The sequence below is a fragment of the Nocardia sp. XZ_19_369 genome, from assembly GCF_015355715.1.
In the GTDB taxonomy this organism is placed as follows: Bacteria; Actinomycetota; Actinomycetes; order Mycobacteriales; family Mycobacteriaceae; genus Nocardia.
Window position 1 is genome coordinate 1 of the sequence record NZ_JACVED010000041.1, and the last position, 913, is coordinate 913.

General features: G+C 65.3%; 1 protein-coding gene. It reads right to left on the reverse strand.

Features of this window, described 5'->3' with window-relative positions:
- Positions 1-284 precede the first annotated feature (284 nt).
- The coding region (locus IBX18_RS41825) for a GNAT family N-acetyltransferase (protein ID WP_228542617.1) at positions 285-913 on the reverse strand (629 nt) is incomplete at its 5' end.

Here is a 913-nt window from a genome sequence, read left to right on the forward strand (position 1 = left end):
GCACAACGCGGCTACCGGCGGCGTGGGTGCCGTCGGTAGCCGGGCGTTATGCGCGGATCATCGCTCGATCAGCGTGCGCAGGGCGGTGATCGAGGCCCGGCGTTCGTAGGCGATCCACGAATGTGGGTTGTGTTTCTGGCCGGAGCTGGGCCTCGGATTCGATCTGATCCCGATCACGCACTGAATGCCGCAATCCGCGCGGGCGTGAGGACCGCGGCGCCGGCCGATTACCGCCGCCGAACGTGTTTCGCAAGAGCATCGAACGCGCGATGAAATCGCGGGTATCAGAGCTGTCTCGTGGTGAACAGGGTGGTCCCGTGGACCACGTCCACTTCCGTCCGCTCGGTCTCGGTGAACCCGACCTTCGCCAGCACACGGCGAGAAGCGATGTTCCAGTCCCAGACTGTGGCCCACAGACGTTCGTACCCGGAGGATCTCGCCCAGTCCAGAACCGCCAACGAGGCTTCGGTGGCGTACCCCTGACACCAGACGCGGCGAAGCAACTCAAACGCCAGCTCCGGTTCCCCCTCCGCTCCTCGTCCAGTGTCAACGAGTCCGCAGTAGCCGATGACGTCCCGGTCGACCTTGCGCTGGACCGCCAGCAAGCCAGTAGACGATGGCCGGTCGGTGCGGATCCAATCCTCGAGTTCTGCGAGTGTGGGGTGCCCATCTGCGTCGATTCGACGATGCGGCGGCACTCGCGGATCACGTTCGGTCCACAGCTCGCGCTGGACGACAGCCTCGGCTACCCGCCAAGGCCTGAGCAGTAGGCGACTCGTCTCCAGTACAACCTCGCGGCCCGGCGTCACTTCAGCTGGCATGACAGCAACTCTCGCACAGCGGAACGCACTGTAGCCGCGACTCCGCGTCTCGAACCGGCTGGCGCCGGAGCGTGGAAGATCAATGGGCCGTA